We start from the raw sequence: 16963 nt of genomic DNA on the forward strand, positions 1-16963 counted from the left end.
GCGCTCCCGGAACCTCACACGCACGGGGCTTCTGCTCGCCGACGGCGCTCGGAGACGCACCACCGCATCGCGCGCCGTCCACTGCCTCCTGACGACGGCGCTCGGCTCGTTCCCATCTCCCCTCGCCGTGCGGAGGGGCCTCCACAGATGCCTCATTGGCAACGTGTGGGCAAGGAAACGGCTTGGTCTGTGGAAAAGGTGACCGAACGGCGTCGAAAATTTCTAGGGTCCGTTCCATGAGAACTCTCGAAGCCATGGACCTGGGACCGAAACTCACGGTGCTGAGCGCCAGGGAATGGGAACGACGTCCCAGAGATCTCCGGCGCAGACCGTACATGCAGCAACTGGCCAGGGGAGCGTGGGTTCGGAGCGCTGAGCCGCTGAATGTTCAGCAGCAATCGGTTCTGTTGCGGGATCACCTGGACCAACATCGAAGCCAGGTGGCGATTACTGGGTTGACCGCGCTGGTCATGCTGAACTTTCCCGTCGATCACGCCTACGGCTGGGAAGAACGGCTCTTGAGACACCCGTCGGCACCGCGGGCTCGGGAGTTCGTAGCGCGATCCAACACCACGCATCTGGCATGGAACGGAACGAGGATCGCCTCGAACCAGAGACTGACGCGGGTGTCCAAAACACTGGGCTTGCCGGAGATCGTGGGTCCATGGGATTGTCCGTTGACTCACCCGATGGAGGCGCTTGTGGTGGCGGCGCCGGTCCTCCCGCTGTGGAGAATCACCGCGTGTTTGGATGCTCTGATCTCGCTGCGGGTCTTGGCTGAAGGGCGCACCGTGATGGAACCGCTCACTGTCGATCAACTGACGGACCTGCTCAACCAGCTGCCACCGCGGGCTCAGAGCGTGGTGCGGGTTCGGCAGGCCATGGCACTAGTCCAGGGGCCCACGATTTCCGCGATGGAAACTCTGCTCCGATTAGTGCTCCTCAACTGCGGACTACCACCCATGGAGAGCAACTTCCCGGTCATGATGGGCGGCAAGTATGTATACCCGGATCTCGCCTGGCCGGAAGACATGGTCGCGCTCGAGTACAACGGACGACCTCACTGGGAGGACGGCAAGGCGTACGGAGACGAGAATTATCGGATTCAACGCCTGCGCGATCACGGGTGGCAGGTCCGAGTGGTGGTGATCGACGACCTCAGGGATCCCAAACGGCGCAGAGAACTCCTGCAGTGGCTGTTCCACCACCTGGATTCAGCACGCGCCAAGCGTTGTCAGAGCCAACCGCCACGCCTGAGGGGTCGTTAGAACCCTCCAGCCACTCGAAAAAGGTTCCAACGGCCCCTCAGGTGTGTTCCAAGGTTCTAGTGGCGCCTGACGTGTGGGGCACCAGATGTAAGTGGCACTCGGGGCCCAGGCGCTGTTACGAATCCCAGCTCCGGCGACCCCTGTCCAGGCCTACTCCGGCGTGTCCACCTTGGTGGGATTGAGCACGCGGGACAGGAAGGACTGCGTGCGTTCGTGCTTGGGGGAGCCGATGACCTCGCGGGCGGGGCCTTCTTCGACCACCACTCCGCCGTCCATGAAGACCACACGGTCGGCGACGTCGCGGGCGAACGACATCTCGTGGGTCACCACGAGCATGGTCATGCCCTCATTCGCGAGCTTGCGCATGATGGCGAGCACGTCACCCACGGTCTCGGGATCCAGGGCCGAGGTGGGCTCGTCGAAGAGCATCAGATCCGGGTTCATGGACAGCGCACGAGCAATGGCCACCCGCTGCTGTTGACCGCCGGAGAGCTGACCGGGGCGCTGCTGCGCCTTCTCGGCCAGGCCCACGCGTTCCAGGTTGGTCATCGCGGTCTGTTCGGCCTCGGACTTGGAACGCTTGAGCACCTTGATCTGCGAGACAGTGCAGTTCTCCAACACCGTCAGGTGGGGGAACAGGTTGAACTGCTGGAACACCATGCCCACGTTGCGGCGCATGGCATCCACATCGATGTCAGGGTCGGTCACGTCGAAACCACTGACCGTGATGTCCCCGGACTGCGGTTCTTCCAGGAGGTTCAGGCAGCGCAGCAGCGTGGACTTACCGGAACCGGAAGGCCCGATCAGGCACACCACTTCACCGGAGTTCACGGTCAGGTCGATTCCGCGCAGCACCTCAAGATCGCCGTAGGCCTTGTTGAGCCCTCGCACGGACACGGCCGGCGTCTCGGCGGGTGTAGATGCCTGAGTGTTTTCGGTTGCAGATGTGGACACCGTGGCTCCTAGGAGGACTTCTTGACGCGGTCGGTCTTGGTTTCAAAGCGGCGGGACAGGATGCCCAGCGGCACGGTGATGATCAGGTAGCAGATACCCGCCGCGACCAGCGGGGTCAGACCCGCGCCGGCACCCGAGATGCCCTCGCGGCCGAACTTGGTGAGCTCGTACTGCGACAGGCCCATGCCCAGCAGATAGACCAGGGAGGAATCCTTGGTCAGCAGGATGACCTCGTTGGTCAGCGGGGGCAGCACGATGCGCAGCGCCTGTGGAATCACAATGGTCACCATGGCGCGGGTGTGGGACATGCCCAGCGAGCGGGCCGCCTCGTACTGGCCCTTGGGCACGGCTTGCAGACCGGCGCGCAATGACTCGGCGATGTACGCCGCCGCCACCACGCCCAACGCGATCATCACGGTCACGTAGTGGTTGAACCTGAAGCCGAACGCCAGCGGAATGCCGTAACCCAATGCCAGGAACACCAACAGCGCCGGAACACCGCGGAAGAACTCGATGTAAAGCGTGGCGATCCACCGATAGGGCGCCACGGAGGAGAGCTTCATGAGCGCCAGGATCACGCCCAGGGTCAGACCCACCACAAAGCCCAGGGCCGTGTAGATGAGCGTGTTCTTCAGAGCAATGGTGATGATCCCGGGGAACTGATCCGCAATCACCGCGGGGTTGAACACTCGTTCGTACAGAACCTGCCAGTCCGCGAGAACGACCAGGGCGATCAACACCAGCACCAACAAGGCGTACTGGATGCCCCTCGACAGCTTGGCGCGCTGCCGGGTGGTCATGGCCATCAGTTTTCTCCCTCAGTCATCACAAAAGTCATCACAATCGTCACCGCAAAATCTCGTTCAATATCTCGCACTCCGCTGACAACGGGCGTGCCGGGCGAGAGACTCGCCCGGCACCCGTTGTCAATCACATCAAAGCTGGTTCAGGACCTGGTTCGAGGGACCGGATCAGAGACCAATCCACTCTTCGCGCATCTTGTCCATGGTGCCGTCCTCGTTGAGGCGGTCCAGGGTCTTGTTCACGGAATCGAGCAGTTCGGTGTTGCCCTTCTTCACGGCCACACCCAGGTTCTCACCGGTGTCCACGGTCTCGACAATTTCGAGGTCCTCATTCTCGTTGGCGCGGTTGCCCAGCGTGGAGATGTTACCGGACACGGCCTTCACACCGCCGGTCTCCAAGGACTGGAACATGAGCTCCACATCCTCGAACTGCTGAATGGTGGCGCCCTTTTCTTGGGCGTACTTCTCACCGGAGGTGGCCTGCTGGGCCCCCACGGATGCGTCACCGATGGAATCGAAGCTGGTGATACCGGAATCCTTGGTGGTCAACAGGCCGATTTCGTCATTGAAGTACGGCTCGGAGAAGTCCATGGAGGCTTTGCGCTCGTCCGTGATGCCCATGCCGGAGATGACCATTTCGCACTGGTCGGTGTCCAGGGCGGCACCGGACTCCAGGGTCTCGAAGTTGGCCTGGATGAATTCCTTCTCCTTGCCCAGGTCCTTGGCGATCTCGTCCGCCAGGGCCATGTCGAAGCCCACAACTTCGCCGTCGCGCTCGAACTCGAACGGGGGATAGGGCGAGTTGGCGCACACGGTGATCGTGCCGCCCTCGCCGCCCGCCTGGGAATCTGACTCGGACGTGGATTCGCAACCGGTCAGGATCAGGCCGGTTGCGGACAGCACGGCCAGTGCGGGCATTACACGGCGAAGCTTGGACATGGGATCTCCCTCGAAAAGCAAAAGCGCTATCTAGTTTGGGGAAAACCTTACTACGCCGTTATTTCCGGCGACCTCAAGCCGAGCCCACCCCGAGCGAATTCACGCGCAAGAATCAAAGACGCGTGGCGGGCAACGCCTCGAGCATGGGCCGCAGCTTGGCCCAGGTCTCAGCCAGCTCGGCTTGCGGATCGGATTCGGCCACGATCCCGCAGCCAGCACTCACGCGCGCCTGATGCGCATCCAACTGCACGGCGCCGCGCAGGGCAATGCCCCATTCGCCGTTACCGGAGGCGTCCAGCCACCCCACGGGCCCGGCATAGAGACCACGGTCCATGCGCTCAAGGTCCTCGATCACGCCGCCGGCCACATCGGTGGGCGTCCCGCACACGGCAGCGGTCGGGTGCACGGCCTCGGCCAGTTCCAGCGGGGAGGGCAGGGTGCCGTCCACGCCGGTGCGCAGTTCGGCGCGCACGTCCGATGCCAAATGCCACACATTGGGCAGGGCCAGGATGAAGGGTTCTTCCTCACCGTGCACGGTCTCCGCGTACGGGGACAGCCCCGCCAGCAGCGAATCCACGGCGAACTTGTGCTCGCGTTGTTGCTTGTCGGAGCCGCCCAGCGTCACACCCGCAAAGTCTTCCGGATTGGCGCCTTCCGGCAGATCGTGCCGGTCCAGTGTTCCCGCAAGCACGCGAGCGGACGCGGTTCCTTGCTTGACGCGGATCAGCATTTCCGGAGTCGCGCCCAGCAACCGCCCAGCGTCCGGATCGTCGATGCCGCCGGGCCGCACACAGTACGTCCAACACGAGTCGTACCGGTCGCTCAGCCGCGCAAGCACCGCACTCAGGTCGATGGGCTGCCCCACGTTGACCACCACGTCCCGCGCGAGCACCAGTTTCTCCAGGTCACCGGCCTGAATCATGTCCACACCGTCCGCGACGGCCGCCATCCAGCGGTTCTCGTCCAGGGCACCCGGGGTCGCGGTGGGGTACGACGACGCCGCACTCGTCGTTTCGGACGCGGGTCGCGTTTCGATCGCGGCCGGTGCCTCGACCACGAGAGCCCGCCAGGCGGCGTCGACGTCGGACTCGGTGAGAGTTTCGGAACCGGGGCGGATCAACGTGACCCACGCGCCGTGGTCATCGGAACCGATGACCACCTCCGGGACCACGAGCCCGGAACTCACGGTGGAGGACGGTGAGAAGGCGAACGCGCCGAAGGCGAGTAGGCCGGTGCCGGGACGGTTGACACGATCGTCCACGCGCGCGGCGTTGCGCACCGCGTCCCACCACACACGAGCGGAGGTGAAGCGGGTGCCACCGCGCACCCGGAACTCGGCGGAACGGCCCAGCCCCAACAATCCCTGACCGCGCAGAATCCACGTGGCCGGATCCGGACTACCCAGCAGGCGGCGGACATCCGGACGGGTCGTGAAATCGGCGGCGGCCTGCACGTCGGTTGCGGGCACCGTGAGAACACTCAGACTGGGCGGGGAAGTATCGATGGTCATTGCCCTCAAGCATAGGACGGCTGCGGGCGGAGAAAGCTCACCGGCAATGACACAATGGACGACGGACCGAGCAGTAACGGCTATGGGCACACGGAGGGCTACGGCAGAGTGAAGGTATTGATCAGCGGGGGAGGGCCCGCTGGAGCCACCGCAGCCTATTGGTTGGCCACCCAGGGAATCTCGGTCACGGTGCTGGAAAAAACCAGCTATCCGCGCGAAAAGGTGTGCGGCGACGGACTGACCCCGCGCGCCGTGAAACAATTGCAGCTCATGGGTCTGCCCCACGACAGCGAGCACGGCTACAAGCGCAATCAGGGTCTGCGCCTGGTAGCCGACGGGCGCACCGTGGAATTCCCGTGGCCCGAACTCACCGACTTCCCCTCCTACGGACTGGTGCGCACGCGCGCCGGTTTCGACGAGGACCTCATCCGGCATGCCCAGCGCGCCGGAGCCACCGTGATCGAGCACCGTTCCGTGCAGGATGTGCTGCGCGACGACACCGGGCGGGTCATCGGCCTGCGGGCCACCGTGATGGACCCGGCGACCGGGCGCCGCACCTCGGAAACCGAGGACTACCACGCGGATCTCGTGATGGCGGCGGACGGAAACTCGACCCGCACCGCCGTGGCCGCGGGACTGCACCGCCGCAAGGACCGCCCCATGGGCGTGGCCGTGCGCACTTACTACCGCTCCCCGCGCTCCGAACTGGACTGGATGGAGGGCTGGCTCGAACTCGTGGATGGCACCGATCCCAAGCGGTCGCTGCTGCCCGGCTACGGCTGGGTCTTCGGCGTGGGCGACGGTACCGCGAACGTGGGCCTGGGCATCCTGGACACCTCGCCCGCCTTCGGGAAACTCGACTACCGTGCCGTGCTGCGCGACTGGGCCGCATCCATGCCCGCCGAGTGGACCTTCGACCCCGAGCATCAAGAGGGCCGCGTGGGATCGGCTGCGCTGCCCATGGCCGCCAACCGTACCCCGCATTACATTCCCGGCCTCATGCTGCTGGGTGATTCCGCCGGACTGGTGTCCCCGTTCAACGGCGAGGGGATTTCCAACGCCATGGAATCCGCGCTGTTCGCCGCATCCTGCGTGGTCGACGCAGCCTCGGCCAACGGAGCGCAGCAGCGCGAGAACGCGCTGGCCCGTTATCCGCACATGGTGCACGACGAATGGGGTGCCCATTTCGTACAGGGCCGGGCGCTCGCCGAGCTCATCGGCCACCCCGCTCTGTTGAGTGCCGGGGTGCGCGCCGGAATGCGGATGCCCCAGCTGATGCGATTCGCGGTGCAGGTCATGACCGAGCTTTCTGATCGCCCCGCCCACACCCTGACCGACCGTGCCGTAGCGCTCATTGATGCGCTGACGCCCGCCCGCTGAATTCTCGATAGAGTGGTACACCGTGACTGAAACCAGCCGACTGAATGGCTCATTGCGTTTGCCCGCAGGATTTGAGCTCATTGCCCAGGACGACCACCTGGGTCCACTTGTCGTGGAATCACTCGCGCAGATCGAAACGCGGCTGGAAGAGGCTCTGCGCTCCACCGATCAACTCGCGGATGTGACCGCCCGTCACCTGCTGCAGGCCGGTGGCAAGCGCGTTCGTCCGTTGCTCACGCTGCTCGCCGCAGAAGCCGCCGGTGAAGTCAACCAGGACGTGATCGAAGCTGCGGCGGTTGTCGAACTGACCCACCTGGCCACCCTCTACCACGACGACGTCATGGATTCGGCCCCCCTGCGCCGCGGTGTGGAGACCGCGCAGACCGTGTGGGGCAATTCCGTTGCCATTCTCACCGGTGACCTGATTTTCGCCCGGGCATCGGCCATGGTGTCCGAACTCGGCCAGGAACCGCTGTTGATCCAGGCCAAGACCTTTGAGCGGCTGGTCATCGGTCAGCTGCAGGAAACCACGGGTCCCGTGGACGGTCAGGATCCCGTGGAGCACTACCTCAACGTGCTGGCCGGCAAGACCGGTTCGCTGATCGCCGCGAGCGGCCAGTTCGGTTCGCTGCTGGGCGGTGCACCGCGAGACGTGATCAATATGATGGTCGAATACGGCGAGAAGGTGGGTCTGGCCTTCCAACTGGCCGATGACATCATCGATCTCACCGGCCACGACGACGTTTCCGGCAAGACTCCGGGCACGGATCTGCGCGAAGGCGTGGACACGCTGCCCGTCCTGCTGTTGCGCCGCGATGCGCAGAGCGCGGACCAGGCCGTGGCGGATTCCGCACGCGAAGTCCTGGAACTCATCGACGGGGACCTCTCCAGCGATGAGGCACTGGCACGGGCCGTGGCCGCCGTCAGTGAGCACCCGGTGTCCGCGGAAGCGTGGGACACGGCCAACCGGTGGGCCGATGACGCCATTGCGGCGATCCAGCCGCTGCCCGAAACCGTGACCAAGGCGGCACTGATCGAATTTGCCCACGCGGTGGTCCACCGAGAAGGCTGATACCTCAGTAAGCTGGGGGCTATCCAAAAACCGCCCCGCGTTACGCTGTGATCCAGACTGATGCTCGGGCGGGATGTGTTCCCCCTGTGAGGATCATCGAATGTCCACAAAACCTTTACGTGGTGGCGCTTCCAACGAGGCTTTCTCGGGACGCACCATGTTCATCTTTGCCGCCATCGGCTCCGCCGTTGGTCTGGGCAATATCTGGCGTTTCCCCTATGTCGCGTATGACAACGGTGGCGGCGCGTTCCTTATCCCTTATCTGGTCGCACTGCTGACTGCCGGCATCCCTCTGTTGATGCTCGACTACGCGGTGGGTCACCGTTACCGTGGCTCCGCGCCCTTGGCGTACCGCCGCTTGCACCCCAAGCTCGAGGCCATCGGTTGGTGGCAGCTGGGCATCTGCGTGATCATCTCGCTGTACTACGCCATCATTCTGGCGTGGGCCATGCAGTACACGATCTTCTCCTTCACCAAGGCGTGGGGAGATGACCCGGCGGCCTTCTTCATGTCCGACTACATGCAGGTCTCCGAAGAAGTCACCATCAGCTTCAACTTCATCTGGCCGGTCTTCATCGCCACCGCCATTGCCTGGTTGGCCCTGTTGGTCGTTCTGATGATGGGCGTGCAGAAGGGCATCGGCCGCATCAACGCGATCCTGATTCCGCTGCTCGTGGTCATGTTCCTGATCATGGTGGGCATCGCTCTGACCCTGCCCGGCGCAGCCGGTGGTCTGGACGCCCTGTTCACTCCATCGTGGGAGGCCCTGGGCGACTCGTCCGTGTGGGTTGCCGCGTACGGACAGATTTTCTTCTCGCTGTCCGTGGGCTTCGGCATCATGATCACCTACGCCGCCTACCTCAAGCCCAAGTCGGACCTGACCGGTTCGGCGTTGGTGGTAGGTTTCGCCAACTCGAGCTTTGAGATTCTGGCGGGTATCGGCGTGTTCGCGGCACTTGGCTTCATGGCCGCCGCTGCGGGCACCGGCGTCGGTGATGTTGCGACCTCGGGTATCGGTCTGGCGTTCATCGCCTTCCCGACCATCATTTCGGAGGCGCCGTTCGGCGTGCTGATCGGTGTGCTGTTCTTCGGCGCGCTGGCCTTCGCAGGCTTCACGTCCATGATCTCGATCGTGGAAGTGATCGTGGCCGGTTTCCGCGACAAGTTGGGCCTGAGCCGCCGCACCGCAGTGGCCGTGGTGGTCATCCCGCTGGCTGCTGTCTCGCTGCTGTTCTTCCCCACGACCACGGGTTTGAACCTGCTGGACGTGACGGACGCATTCGTCAACAACTTCGGCATTGTGGCAGCCGCACTGGTGTCGGTGCTCATGCTGACCGCTGGTTTCTCCGCCCTGCCCACCCTGCGCGATCACCTCAACTCGGTGTCCTCCTTCAAGTTGGGCCGCACCTGGATGATCGTGGCCGGTGCCGTGACACCCGTGGTGCTCGGTTACATGTTGATCGACCAGCTCACGCTGAACCTGGCCGAGGGGTACAACGACATGCCCGCCTGGTTCGTGAACGTGTTCGGTTGGGGCATGGCCGGCAGCCTGGTGGTCATCGCGTACCTGCTGTCCAAGCTGCCCTGGTCCCGTCGCACGGCGGCGGCCTTTACCAGCCCCGCGCCCAGCGTGCAGGACGCTTACCTGGACCGCGACATGCTGACCCAGGACAAGTCCTTCACCCACTACCGAGACACCGCGATGCGCAGCCCGGCGTTGGATCAGGACTACTCATTGCGCGCCATTCAACACGGCACCGTGGTGCACCAGCGCGCTCCCTGGGATGAGGGCAAGGCAACCGCCGACGACGCCCCGGCGTCCCGTTCCGCGGGCCAGCCCACCCATGACAATCACGAAGGAGGTGCCCGATGAGCACCACCGCAATCGTCATGATGGTCGTCGCTATCGTGCTGGTGTGGGGCGGACTTGTGCTCTCCATCATCAACATTCGACGGTCACCGGAAGAGGTCGACGAGCTGGATCCGGACTACCCGGAGCAGCCCGATGGGTTCGGTAACCCGGATCAGCCGGAACAGGGGGAGCGCTCCCGCGTGAGCGAACCGACCCGCTGAGCGGGCGCCGTCGTCACGAGGCGAACGCATGATGAGGGCCGGGGCCAGCCAGGATTCCACGAGGAATCCCGGTGCGCCCCGGCCTTCGCCGCACCCGCGCAGGAGCAGGGGCTAGGCCGCGTCCCGCTCGCGCTGCAGCCTGCGTGCGCGAGGTGCGCGAACGGCGTCGAGAATCATGAGGAGCACGGCGCACCACACGATACCGAAACCGATCCAGCGCTCCAGCGGCATGGACTCGTTGAGCACGGTGATGGCCAAGATGAACTGGCCGATCGGTGCCACGTACTGGATCATGCCTACGGTGCTCAGGGGCAGCCGGGCGGCCGCGGATCCGAAGAGCAGCAGGGGGACCGCCGTGATGATGCCGGAGGACGCCAGCAGCCAGAAGTGGCCCGCGCCCTCGGAGAACAACGTGATCTGACCGTCGGAGTTCAGGAAGAATACGGCCGCCAATGCCAGGGGAGCGATCGCCGCAGTCTCACCGGTGAGCGTGACGAGTGCCGGATAACGGCCGCCGATCGTTGATTTCACCAGCCCGTAGAAGCCGAATGAGAAGGCCAGCGCCAGCGACAGCCACGGCACGGATCCGTAGACCACGGACATGATGAGCACGGCCAGAAAGCCCACCGCTATCGCAGCCCACTGCAGGGGCCGGAGCTTCTCGCGCAGGACGATCACGCCCAGCAGGACCGCCACGATGGGGTTGATGAAGTACCCCAGGGAGGCTTCCAGCGTGTGGCCGGTGGTGGTGGCCACAACGTACAGCAGCCAGTTCGTGGCGATCAGTACACCGGCGATCACCAGGGCAATGACCGCCTTGCCGTCCCGGAAAAGCTGCACCAGCGTGCCCAGCGATCGCGTGAGTGCCAGCAGAATCAGGCAGAACAGCACCGAGAACAGCACGCGCATCGAGACGATCTCGTACGCGGTGGCGGGCAGCAGGAGCACGAAGTACAGAGGCAGCAGGCCCCACAGGCCGTAGGCGCCGAACCCGTACAGAAAACCGGCCCGGGTCCTTTTCTTACGATCAGGTCCCGAGCCGGTCTCAGCGTTATAAGTCACCGTCCGATCCTAACGGCGGACGGCCACTCGATCACACTCCGAAGAAACGACTGAAGAAGCCCTTCTTCTTTTCGCCCTTCTTTTCCAACTGCTCGTTGGTCTCCACTTCTTCGCCGTCGACCACGGCGGGAGCGGAGATGTCCTCGGCGGCATCGGGGCCGGCCACGGTTTCCCGGCGGGCGGCGGCGTCCTGCTCGCGCACCTCACGGATCTCGAGGTCTTCGCGAACCTCCACGACCTCGCGCTCGTCACGTCCACGATCGGCCACGACGGTTTCTTCCTCGCGCGGGATACCCGGCTGGGAAGCAGCCAGGTCCGGCTCGGGAATGCGCGCCATGGTGGTGGTGTCCGGCTGCGGGGACGCCTGCGGGCCCGCAGTGGGCTCGCCCTTGTCTTCCGGATCCGGCAGCACGGTTGTCTGCACACGACCGGGAACGGCCGGTTCCTGGGTGGGCTCCTGGTCGAACGGGCGATCGCCGTCGCGCACCTCGCTCGCGGGAACCGCAACGTCGTCCTCGGGTTGTTCCGGTTCGGGAGCCGAAATGTCCTCGGTGGACAGCTCCTGGGGCAGGGGCTCTTCCTCGGTCGCCGACGCCGCCCTGGCCGCCTCGCGCTCACGACGCTCGTTCTCAGCGGCCTCGCGTTCGCGCTCGTTCTTCTCCTCGGCCTCGGCACGTTGCAGCTCGCCCAGCTGAACGGCGAGCTTCATGGCGACCTGGCGATCCTCGCGCAGGGCCTCGCGGTGGGTCTCGGCCTGGCGCTCGAGCTCCTCGAGTTCCTTCTCACCGACGGAAGGTTCGGCGGGTTCTACCCCGGTGATCTGGTGATCATCGAACCAGAAGCGCTGAGCGCCGTCGTGAACGGTGACCACGCACGTTGCATCCGTGTCCCACTCGACGTGAGCGCCTCGCAGGGCGGCATAACTGTTCACGGCCAGATTGTGGTCCACGGCGGTGTCGGTGGTCAGGGACTCGCCGATCACCTGCATCATGCGCTGCTCGGTCAGGCGGGGCAGCTCGAAAGCATCGCCCTCGAGCAACAACCACGCGGTGATGTTGCCACCGGCGCGTGCGGGGTAGTGGGCGTACAGACCCGTGACGGCCTTGGAGGCCAAGGTCAAGCGACGTGCCAAGCCATCCTGGATGGGCTGTTCGTCGGTGGTGAGTTCGTCGACTTCCAGCCGCTGGCCGGCCTCCTTGGCCTGGACGGCTGCGGAGACGACCTCAGGGTTGAAGTGACCCAGTTCCTGCCAGGACCAGATCCAGGTACCGCGGGAGGCGGACTCGGTGCCCAACAGGTACGGGGTGAGTGTGACCGGCGGGGTCGTCTGCAGGGTGAACGACGGCGCGGAAAAATCCACGTCCCAATCCGCACCCTGAGACAGTTCCGCCAGCACTGCCTGGTATTCGGTGGAGATGAAAATCGAAGCGTCGATCAGCTCCTGCAACGTTTTTGTCATACCACCCAGGCTAACAACTGGCACGGCCCCTCTGTGCAGCCCATGGCGGTTTTGACCGCGTCTGGCAGAAAGATCTCAGGCTGCTGACGTCGCGGCCGCGTTCGATAGGGTTGTTTGCAGAGGAACGCGGGGGAATCCCGCTCTACCAATGGGCGCCGGGTTGCCGGGCCGAAGGGACACCTACTCACCATGACCTCAACTCCGCACGCCGAACAGAACTCCGGTACACGCAGCGAACGAGAGCTGGTGGCGGAGATCGGGCGTTGGGTGCTGTCCGTGCTTCGGACCGAGTCCGGCTGGGACTCCATGCGTGTCGATTTCAAGCCGCAGGGTGATCGCGTGTACTTGCGAGTTGCGGAGAACCGGGACGGCACGGCTATCCCCGGTGCGGCCGGGCCCATTAAACAGGGCAGCCCCGTGTTGGATTCACTCGAAGAGTTGCAACGCAGTTGCTACCTCAAGGGACGCGGGACGTGGTTCTCCACAAGCGTCACGATCGCTGCGAAGGGTTGGCCAGACCCTGAATACCGATTCGCCGCTCGGTACAACTACCACGACCTGCCACCGCAATTCTCGAACGAAGGCCGGTACGGAGCCCAGGACATTGCCACGCATCTCGGCACCTACCCTCGCACCGTGGCACGCACGCCCGAGTGGGCCATCGGCATCACGGGGGAACAGGGAATCGACCTCGAGTTCGTCGACCCCGCCGAGGACCAGAGCGCCCAGGCCGACGACGCCCACCCCCGGTTGCGCGCGGCCATCGCCCAGTACGTCGCGAACCCCGTGGACCAGGCCATGGCCAATGTGCTCCGCGAGGCCATGACCGGAATGGTGCTGCTGGACATCACCGGTTCCGACCTGGTGCCGGGCGAAGACGGCCAGCCTGTGGGTCCGGAATCCAATATTCGTGTGCAGGCCTTGGGGCAGAAGGACGGCACCCGTGCGTTGGCGGTCTACACGACCACCGAAGAAGCGCGCACGGTGTTCCGTGAGAACAACAAGGACTCCGAGAAGACCGAACCCGTGCTGTTCCGACAGCCGTCCGGGGCCGTGCTCAACATGGTCGCCACGGACCCGCAGTACGACGAGCTGGTGTACGACCCCGGGGGAGAAAACCCCATGCGCATCAAGCGCGAACAAATCGAATGGGTCAACAGGACCCCGCAGAACCGACCGGTCAAGGAAGCCCTGCTGGACAACAACATGTCCGGCTTGCTCGCAGCCGTCCTCAACCCCAACGGTCAGTTGTTGTTCGGAACACGGGATCAGGACGGCAAGTCCATGCCGGTGATGGTCCAACCGGAGGACCCCAACGCGGCGCCGGACACCATCATGGTGTTCACCTCCGCCGCGGAAATTGCGGCCCTGGACACCAGCCTGCAGGTTCGCGCGGCACCCTCGCGTGAGGTGTTGAAGTTCGTGGTGGATTCGGGTGCGGCGGGCATGTGCGTGAATGCGCTGCCGCCGGTGGCTACGATTCCCACCCAGCAGTTGCGAGAGCTTCTCGACCTGGTCGCACAGCAGGAGAACCAACAGCAAGACGAACAGCACTAATGGCCACGCTGCTGTACCGGGTAGGCGCCTGGTGTGCCCGGAAAGCTCCGGCCGTCATGATCGTGTGGCTCATGATCCTTGCACTCGCCGGAGCAGCGGCATTCGTGTTCGCCAAGGGAACCAGTAGCCAGTACTCGGTTCCGGACGCCCCGTATCAGCGGGTGCTGGACGAGATGAACGAGCGCATGCCGGAGGCCACCTTCGGCTCAGGCGCCGTGGTGTTCCGTACGACGGGCGGTCAAGCGTTTTCCGAGAAGGAGCGGGAAGAGATCACTTCGGCCCTGGACGGTGCCGTTGAGGACGTCCCGGTCATTTCTTCGATCACGGACCCCTTCGAGGCCCAAGAGCAACTGGACGGCGCCGCGCGGAGCGTGGCCGAGGGGCAGCAACAACTGGACTCGGGTCAGGACGAGCTCCAACGTGGCGAACGTGAGCTCGAGCAGCAGCGCCGCGACTTGGACCGCGCTTAGCAACAGCTGGACCGGTCCCTGGAGCAGTTGCCGGGAAACCCGAGTAGAGAGCAAGCGGCTCAGGCGAATCCCGCCATGGCCGATCAGATCGAGCAACTCGAGGACGGCCAGAGTCAACTTGAGCAGGGCGAGGCCCAGCTCCGGGACTCCCGGCAGGAACTCGAGTCACGGTCGGAAGAACTGAGTACGGCCCAGCGTCAGACGGCGCTCACCGAGGAACAACGATTCGTCAACGAGGACGGGACAGTCGCCCGAGGGGTCGTGGATTTCTCGGAGAGCACCACGTCCATGAGCGCTGAAGAACGCGATCACGTCACCTCGGCGATCAGTGGGGCGCTGCCAGCAGGTGTCGTTGCAGACTATTCCGTGGAGATCACCCAGGACGTCTCAGGGCTCGTGGGCTCCACGGAGCTGATCGGTATTGCGGTGGCGGCCGTCGTCCTGTTCATCGTGCTGGGCAGTATCGTCATGGCCGGGCTGCCCGTGGTCAGCGCCGTGATCGGGTGCGGCACCGGAGTGGCCCTGGTCTACGCGTTGTCCTCCGTGGTGGACATGACCGCCACCGATCCGGTGCTCGCACTCATGCTGGGCATGGGCCTGGGGATCGACTACGCACTGCTCATCACCCACAGACACCGCACCAACGTGCTCGACGGAATCCCGCTGCGGGAATCCATCGCGCGGGCCACCGGCACCGCGGGCACGTCCGTGCTCTTCGCGGGCTTGACCAACGTGATTGCCCTGGCGGCCCTGGCCACCGTGGGCATCCCCTTCCTGGGGACCATGGGCTTGGCCGGCGCTGGCACCGTCATGCTCGTCATCCTGGCCTCGGTCACCGTGACCCCGGCGTTGTTGTCCCTGGTCGGCCACCGTGCAGTGCCCGCCAAGAAATGGCGCGAGCGCGGGTTCACCGAAAACGGCGAGAAGGTGGCTCGACAACGTGAGGTGGGCCCAGCGGCGTCGGCGGGTGAGCTGGCTTCCCGAATGTCCGCGCGAGCCCAGGCCCAGCGCATCGAAGCCGATGTCCGGCGCGAGGCCCTGGCTGCCGGCAACGAACCGGAAGCCCTCGCCCTGGCGCGCGCCAACAAGGGGTGGGGTGCGTTCGTGACGCAGCACCCCATTGCGATGATCGCTGTGGCAGTGGTCGTGCTTCTGGCCCTGGCACTGCCGGCTATGCAATTGCGGCTCGGCCTGCCCGACGGCGCCGCGGAACCTCCCGGGTCCACCGCCAACACCGCCTACCACGTGGTCTCCGAGAACTTCGGCGCGGGGGCCAACGCTCCCATCGTCACCATGGTGTCGCTGCCGGATGAAAGCCCGACCCGCGAGCGGGCCAACGCCGCGGCCGTGGATGCCGCCGAGTACATCGCTGGCATGGACGGTGTGGTTACCGCGGTGCCGGCAACCATCAGCGACGACTTCCGCACCGCGCTCGTGACCGTGACACCGGAGACCGGTCCGGCGGATTCTCGCACCGAAGAACTCGTCAAGGACCTGCGGGACCAGCGTGAGGAGATTCAGGACGCGACCGGCACCGACGTGGGATTCACCGGGCAGACCGTGGCCAACATCGACATCTCGGACACGCTCAACGCCGCCCTGCCCGTCTACATGGCCATTGTGCTGGTGCTGTGCCTGGTCATCATGCTGCTGGTGTTCCGCTCGATCTGGGTGCCCGTGATGGCCACGCTGGGCTTCATCTTCTCCACCGTCGCTAGTTTCGGCGCGGTGGTCATGGTCTATCAAATGGGCTGGGGAGCTGACTTCTTCGGCGTGCACGACCCCGGACCCATTCTGGCGTTCCTGCCCATCCTGCTGGTGGGGGTGCTGTTCGGGCTGTCCGTGGACTATCAGATCTTCATTGTCTCGGGCATGCGCGAGGCGTACATGCGAGGCTTCGAGGCGCACGACGCCGTGCGGGTCGGTTATCGACAGGGCGGCACCGTGGTGACCGCGTGCGGTGTGATCATGGTGTCCGTTTTCGCAGGCTTCATCTTCGCCCACGTGTCCGTGGTGCGGCCCATCGGGTTCGCCCTGGCGTTCGGCGTGGCCATGGATGCGTTCCTGATTCGCACCACGTTCATCCCCGCCACCATGCAGCTGCTCGGCAAACACGCGTGGTGGCTGCCGCGCTGGCTGGACCGGATCCTGCCCAACGTGGACGTGGAAGGCGAGAAACTCAATGAGCGTCTTGCCGCCGAAGACCGGAAGGGCCGGGAGATGTTGGTCGAGACCGTCTGAGGCGGCGGCGTCGTCCATGAGGCCGCGGAATGGGTCGGGACAAGGTGGGCCAGGAGGCAGTTGACCGGGAACAAGGAAGTGGCCCCGGAACGAGTAAGGTCCCGTCCCCGCGTGAAGTGGGAACGGGACCTTCTGCTCGGTGACTGGCCGATCAGCTACTGACCGGCCCGAGAGA

General features: G+C 64.7%; 14 protein-coding genes. 8 read left to right on the forward strand and 6 right to left on the reverse strand.

What is annotated here, in order from left to right; all coding sequences use genetic code 11:
• Positions 1–236: 236 nt before the first annotated feature.
• Positions 237–1268 (forward strand): hypothetical protein, encoded by a 1032-nt coding sequence (locus CKW39_RS02100; RefSeq protein WP_129701758.1) that lies wholly within the window; start codon positions 237–239, stop codon positions 1266–1268.
• Between the two features lie 150 nt (positions 1269–1418).
• Here the strand turns inward: CKW39_RS02100 and CKW39_RS02105 are convergent, their stop codons facing one another.
• From CKW39_RS02105 to CKW39_RS02120, 4 genes are all read right to left on the reverse strand, one after another.
• Positions 1419–2222, reverse strand: coding sequence for an amino acid ABC transporter ATP-binding protein (locus tag CKW39_RS02105; RefSeq protein WP_095796511.1), 804 nt, complete (start codon positions 2220–2222; stop codon positions 1419–1421).
• A gap of 8 nt (positions 2223–2230) precedes the next feature.
• Entirely contained in the window at positions 2231–3028 is a 798-nt protein-coding gene (locus tag CKW39_RS02110; protein WP_095796512.1) for an amino acid ABC transporter permease, read from the reverse strand.
• A 165-nt stretch (positions 3029–3193) separates the two neighbouring features.
• Positions 3194–3964 (reverse strand): ABC transporter substrate-binding protein, encoded by a 771-nt coding sequence (locus CKW39_RS02115; protein ID WP_254049231.1) that lies wholly within the window; start codon positions 3962–3964, stop codon positions 3194–3196.
• A gap of 112 nt (positions 3965–4076) precedes the next feature.
• Positions 4077–5474, reverse strand: a complete 1398-nt coding sequence (locus tag CKW39_RS02120; RefSeq protein WP_095796513.1) for an isochorismate synthase MenF — start codon at positions 5472–5474, stop codon at positions 4077–4079.
• 108 nt (positions 5475–5582) lie between these two features.
• On the opposite strand from CKW39_RS02120, the gene CKW39_RS02125 reads away from it, so the two are divergent.
• From CKW39_RS02125 to CKW39_RS02140, 4 genes are all read left to right on the forward strand, one after another.
• Positions 5583–6854, forward strand: a complete 1272-nt coding sequence (locus CKW39_RS02125; protein WP_095796514.1) for a geranylgeranyl reductase family protein — start codon at positions 5583–5585, stop codon at positions 6852–6854.
• A gap of 22 nt (positions 6855–6876) precedes the next feature.
• A complete protein-coding gene (locus CKW39_RS02130; protein ID WP_254049232.1) occupies positions 6877–7926 on the forward strand; it encodes a polyprenyl synthetase family protein in 1050 nt (349 codons plus the stop codon).
• 100 nt (positions 7927–8026) lie between these two features.
• Positions 8027–9799, forward strand: a complete 1773-nt coding sequence (locus CKW39_RS02135) for a sodium-dependent transporter (RefSeq protein WP_095796516.1) — start codon at positions 8027–8029, stop codon at positions 9797–9799.
• Positions 9796–9999, forward strand: a complete 204-nt coding sequence (locus tag CKW39_RS02140; RefSeq protein WP_095796517.1) for a methionine/alanine import family NSS transporter small subunit — start codon at positions 9796–9798, stop codon at positions 9997–9999. Before CKW39_RS02135 ends, CKW39_RS02140 begins: the two co-directional genes overlap by 4 nt.
• 111 nt (positions 10000–10110) lie before the next feature.
• On the opposite strand, the gene rarD is transcribed toward CKW39_RS02140, so the two are convergent.
• Together rarD and CKW39_RS02150 are read right to left on the reverse strand one after the other, a co-directional pair.
• Positions 10111–11061: an EamA family transporter RarD gene (gene rarD / locus CKW39_RS02145; protein WP_095796518.1), complete on the reverse strand. Its 951-nt coding sequence runs from the start codon at positions 11059–11061 to the stop codon at positions 10111–10113.
• 31 nt (positions 11062–11092) lie between these two features.
• Entirely contained in the window at positions 11093–12520 is a 1428-nt protein-coding gene (locus CKW39_RS02150) for a DUF6882 domain-containing protein (protein WP_095796519.1), read from the reverse strand.
• Between the two features lie 189 nt (positions 12521–12709).
• Here CKW39_RS02150 and CKW39_RS02155 point away from each other — a divergent pair, with 189 nt between their 5' ends.
• The 3 genes from CKW39_RS02155 (at position 12710) to CKW39_RS02165 (ending at position 16788) form a co-directional block, all read left to right on the forward strand.
• Entirely contained in the window at positions 12710–14077 is a 1368-nt protein-coding gene (locus CKW39_RS02155) for an SseB family protein (RefSeq protein ID WP_095796520.1), read from the forward strand.
• Positions 14077–14547 carry a hypothetical protein gene (locus tag CKW39_RS02160; RefSeq protein ID WP_095796521.1) on the forward strand — a complete coding sequence of 157 codons (471 nt, stop codon included), beginning with the start codon at positions 14077–14079 and terminating at the stop codon, positions 14545–14547. Before CKW39_RS02155 ends, CKW39_RS02160 begins: the two co-directional genes overlap by 1 nt.
• Before the next feature lie 75 nt (positions 14548–14622).
• The gene (locus CKW39_RS02165) at positions 14623–16788 is read left to right on the forward strand and encodes an MMPL family transporter (protein WP_095796522.1); all 2166 of its coding nucleotides are present in this window, start codon (positions 14623–14625) and stop codon (positions 16786–16788) included.
• The last annotated feature ends 175 nt before the right edge of the window (positions 16789–16963 follow it).

Source organism: Kocuria sp. WRN011 (assembly GCF_002295155.1).
Taxonomy (GTDB): domain Bacteria; phylum Actinomycetota; class Actinomycetes; order Actinomycetales; family Micrococcaceae; genus Kocuria; species Kocuria carniphila.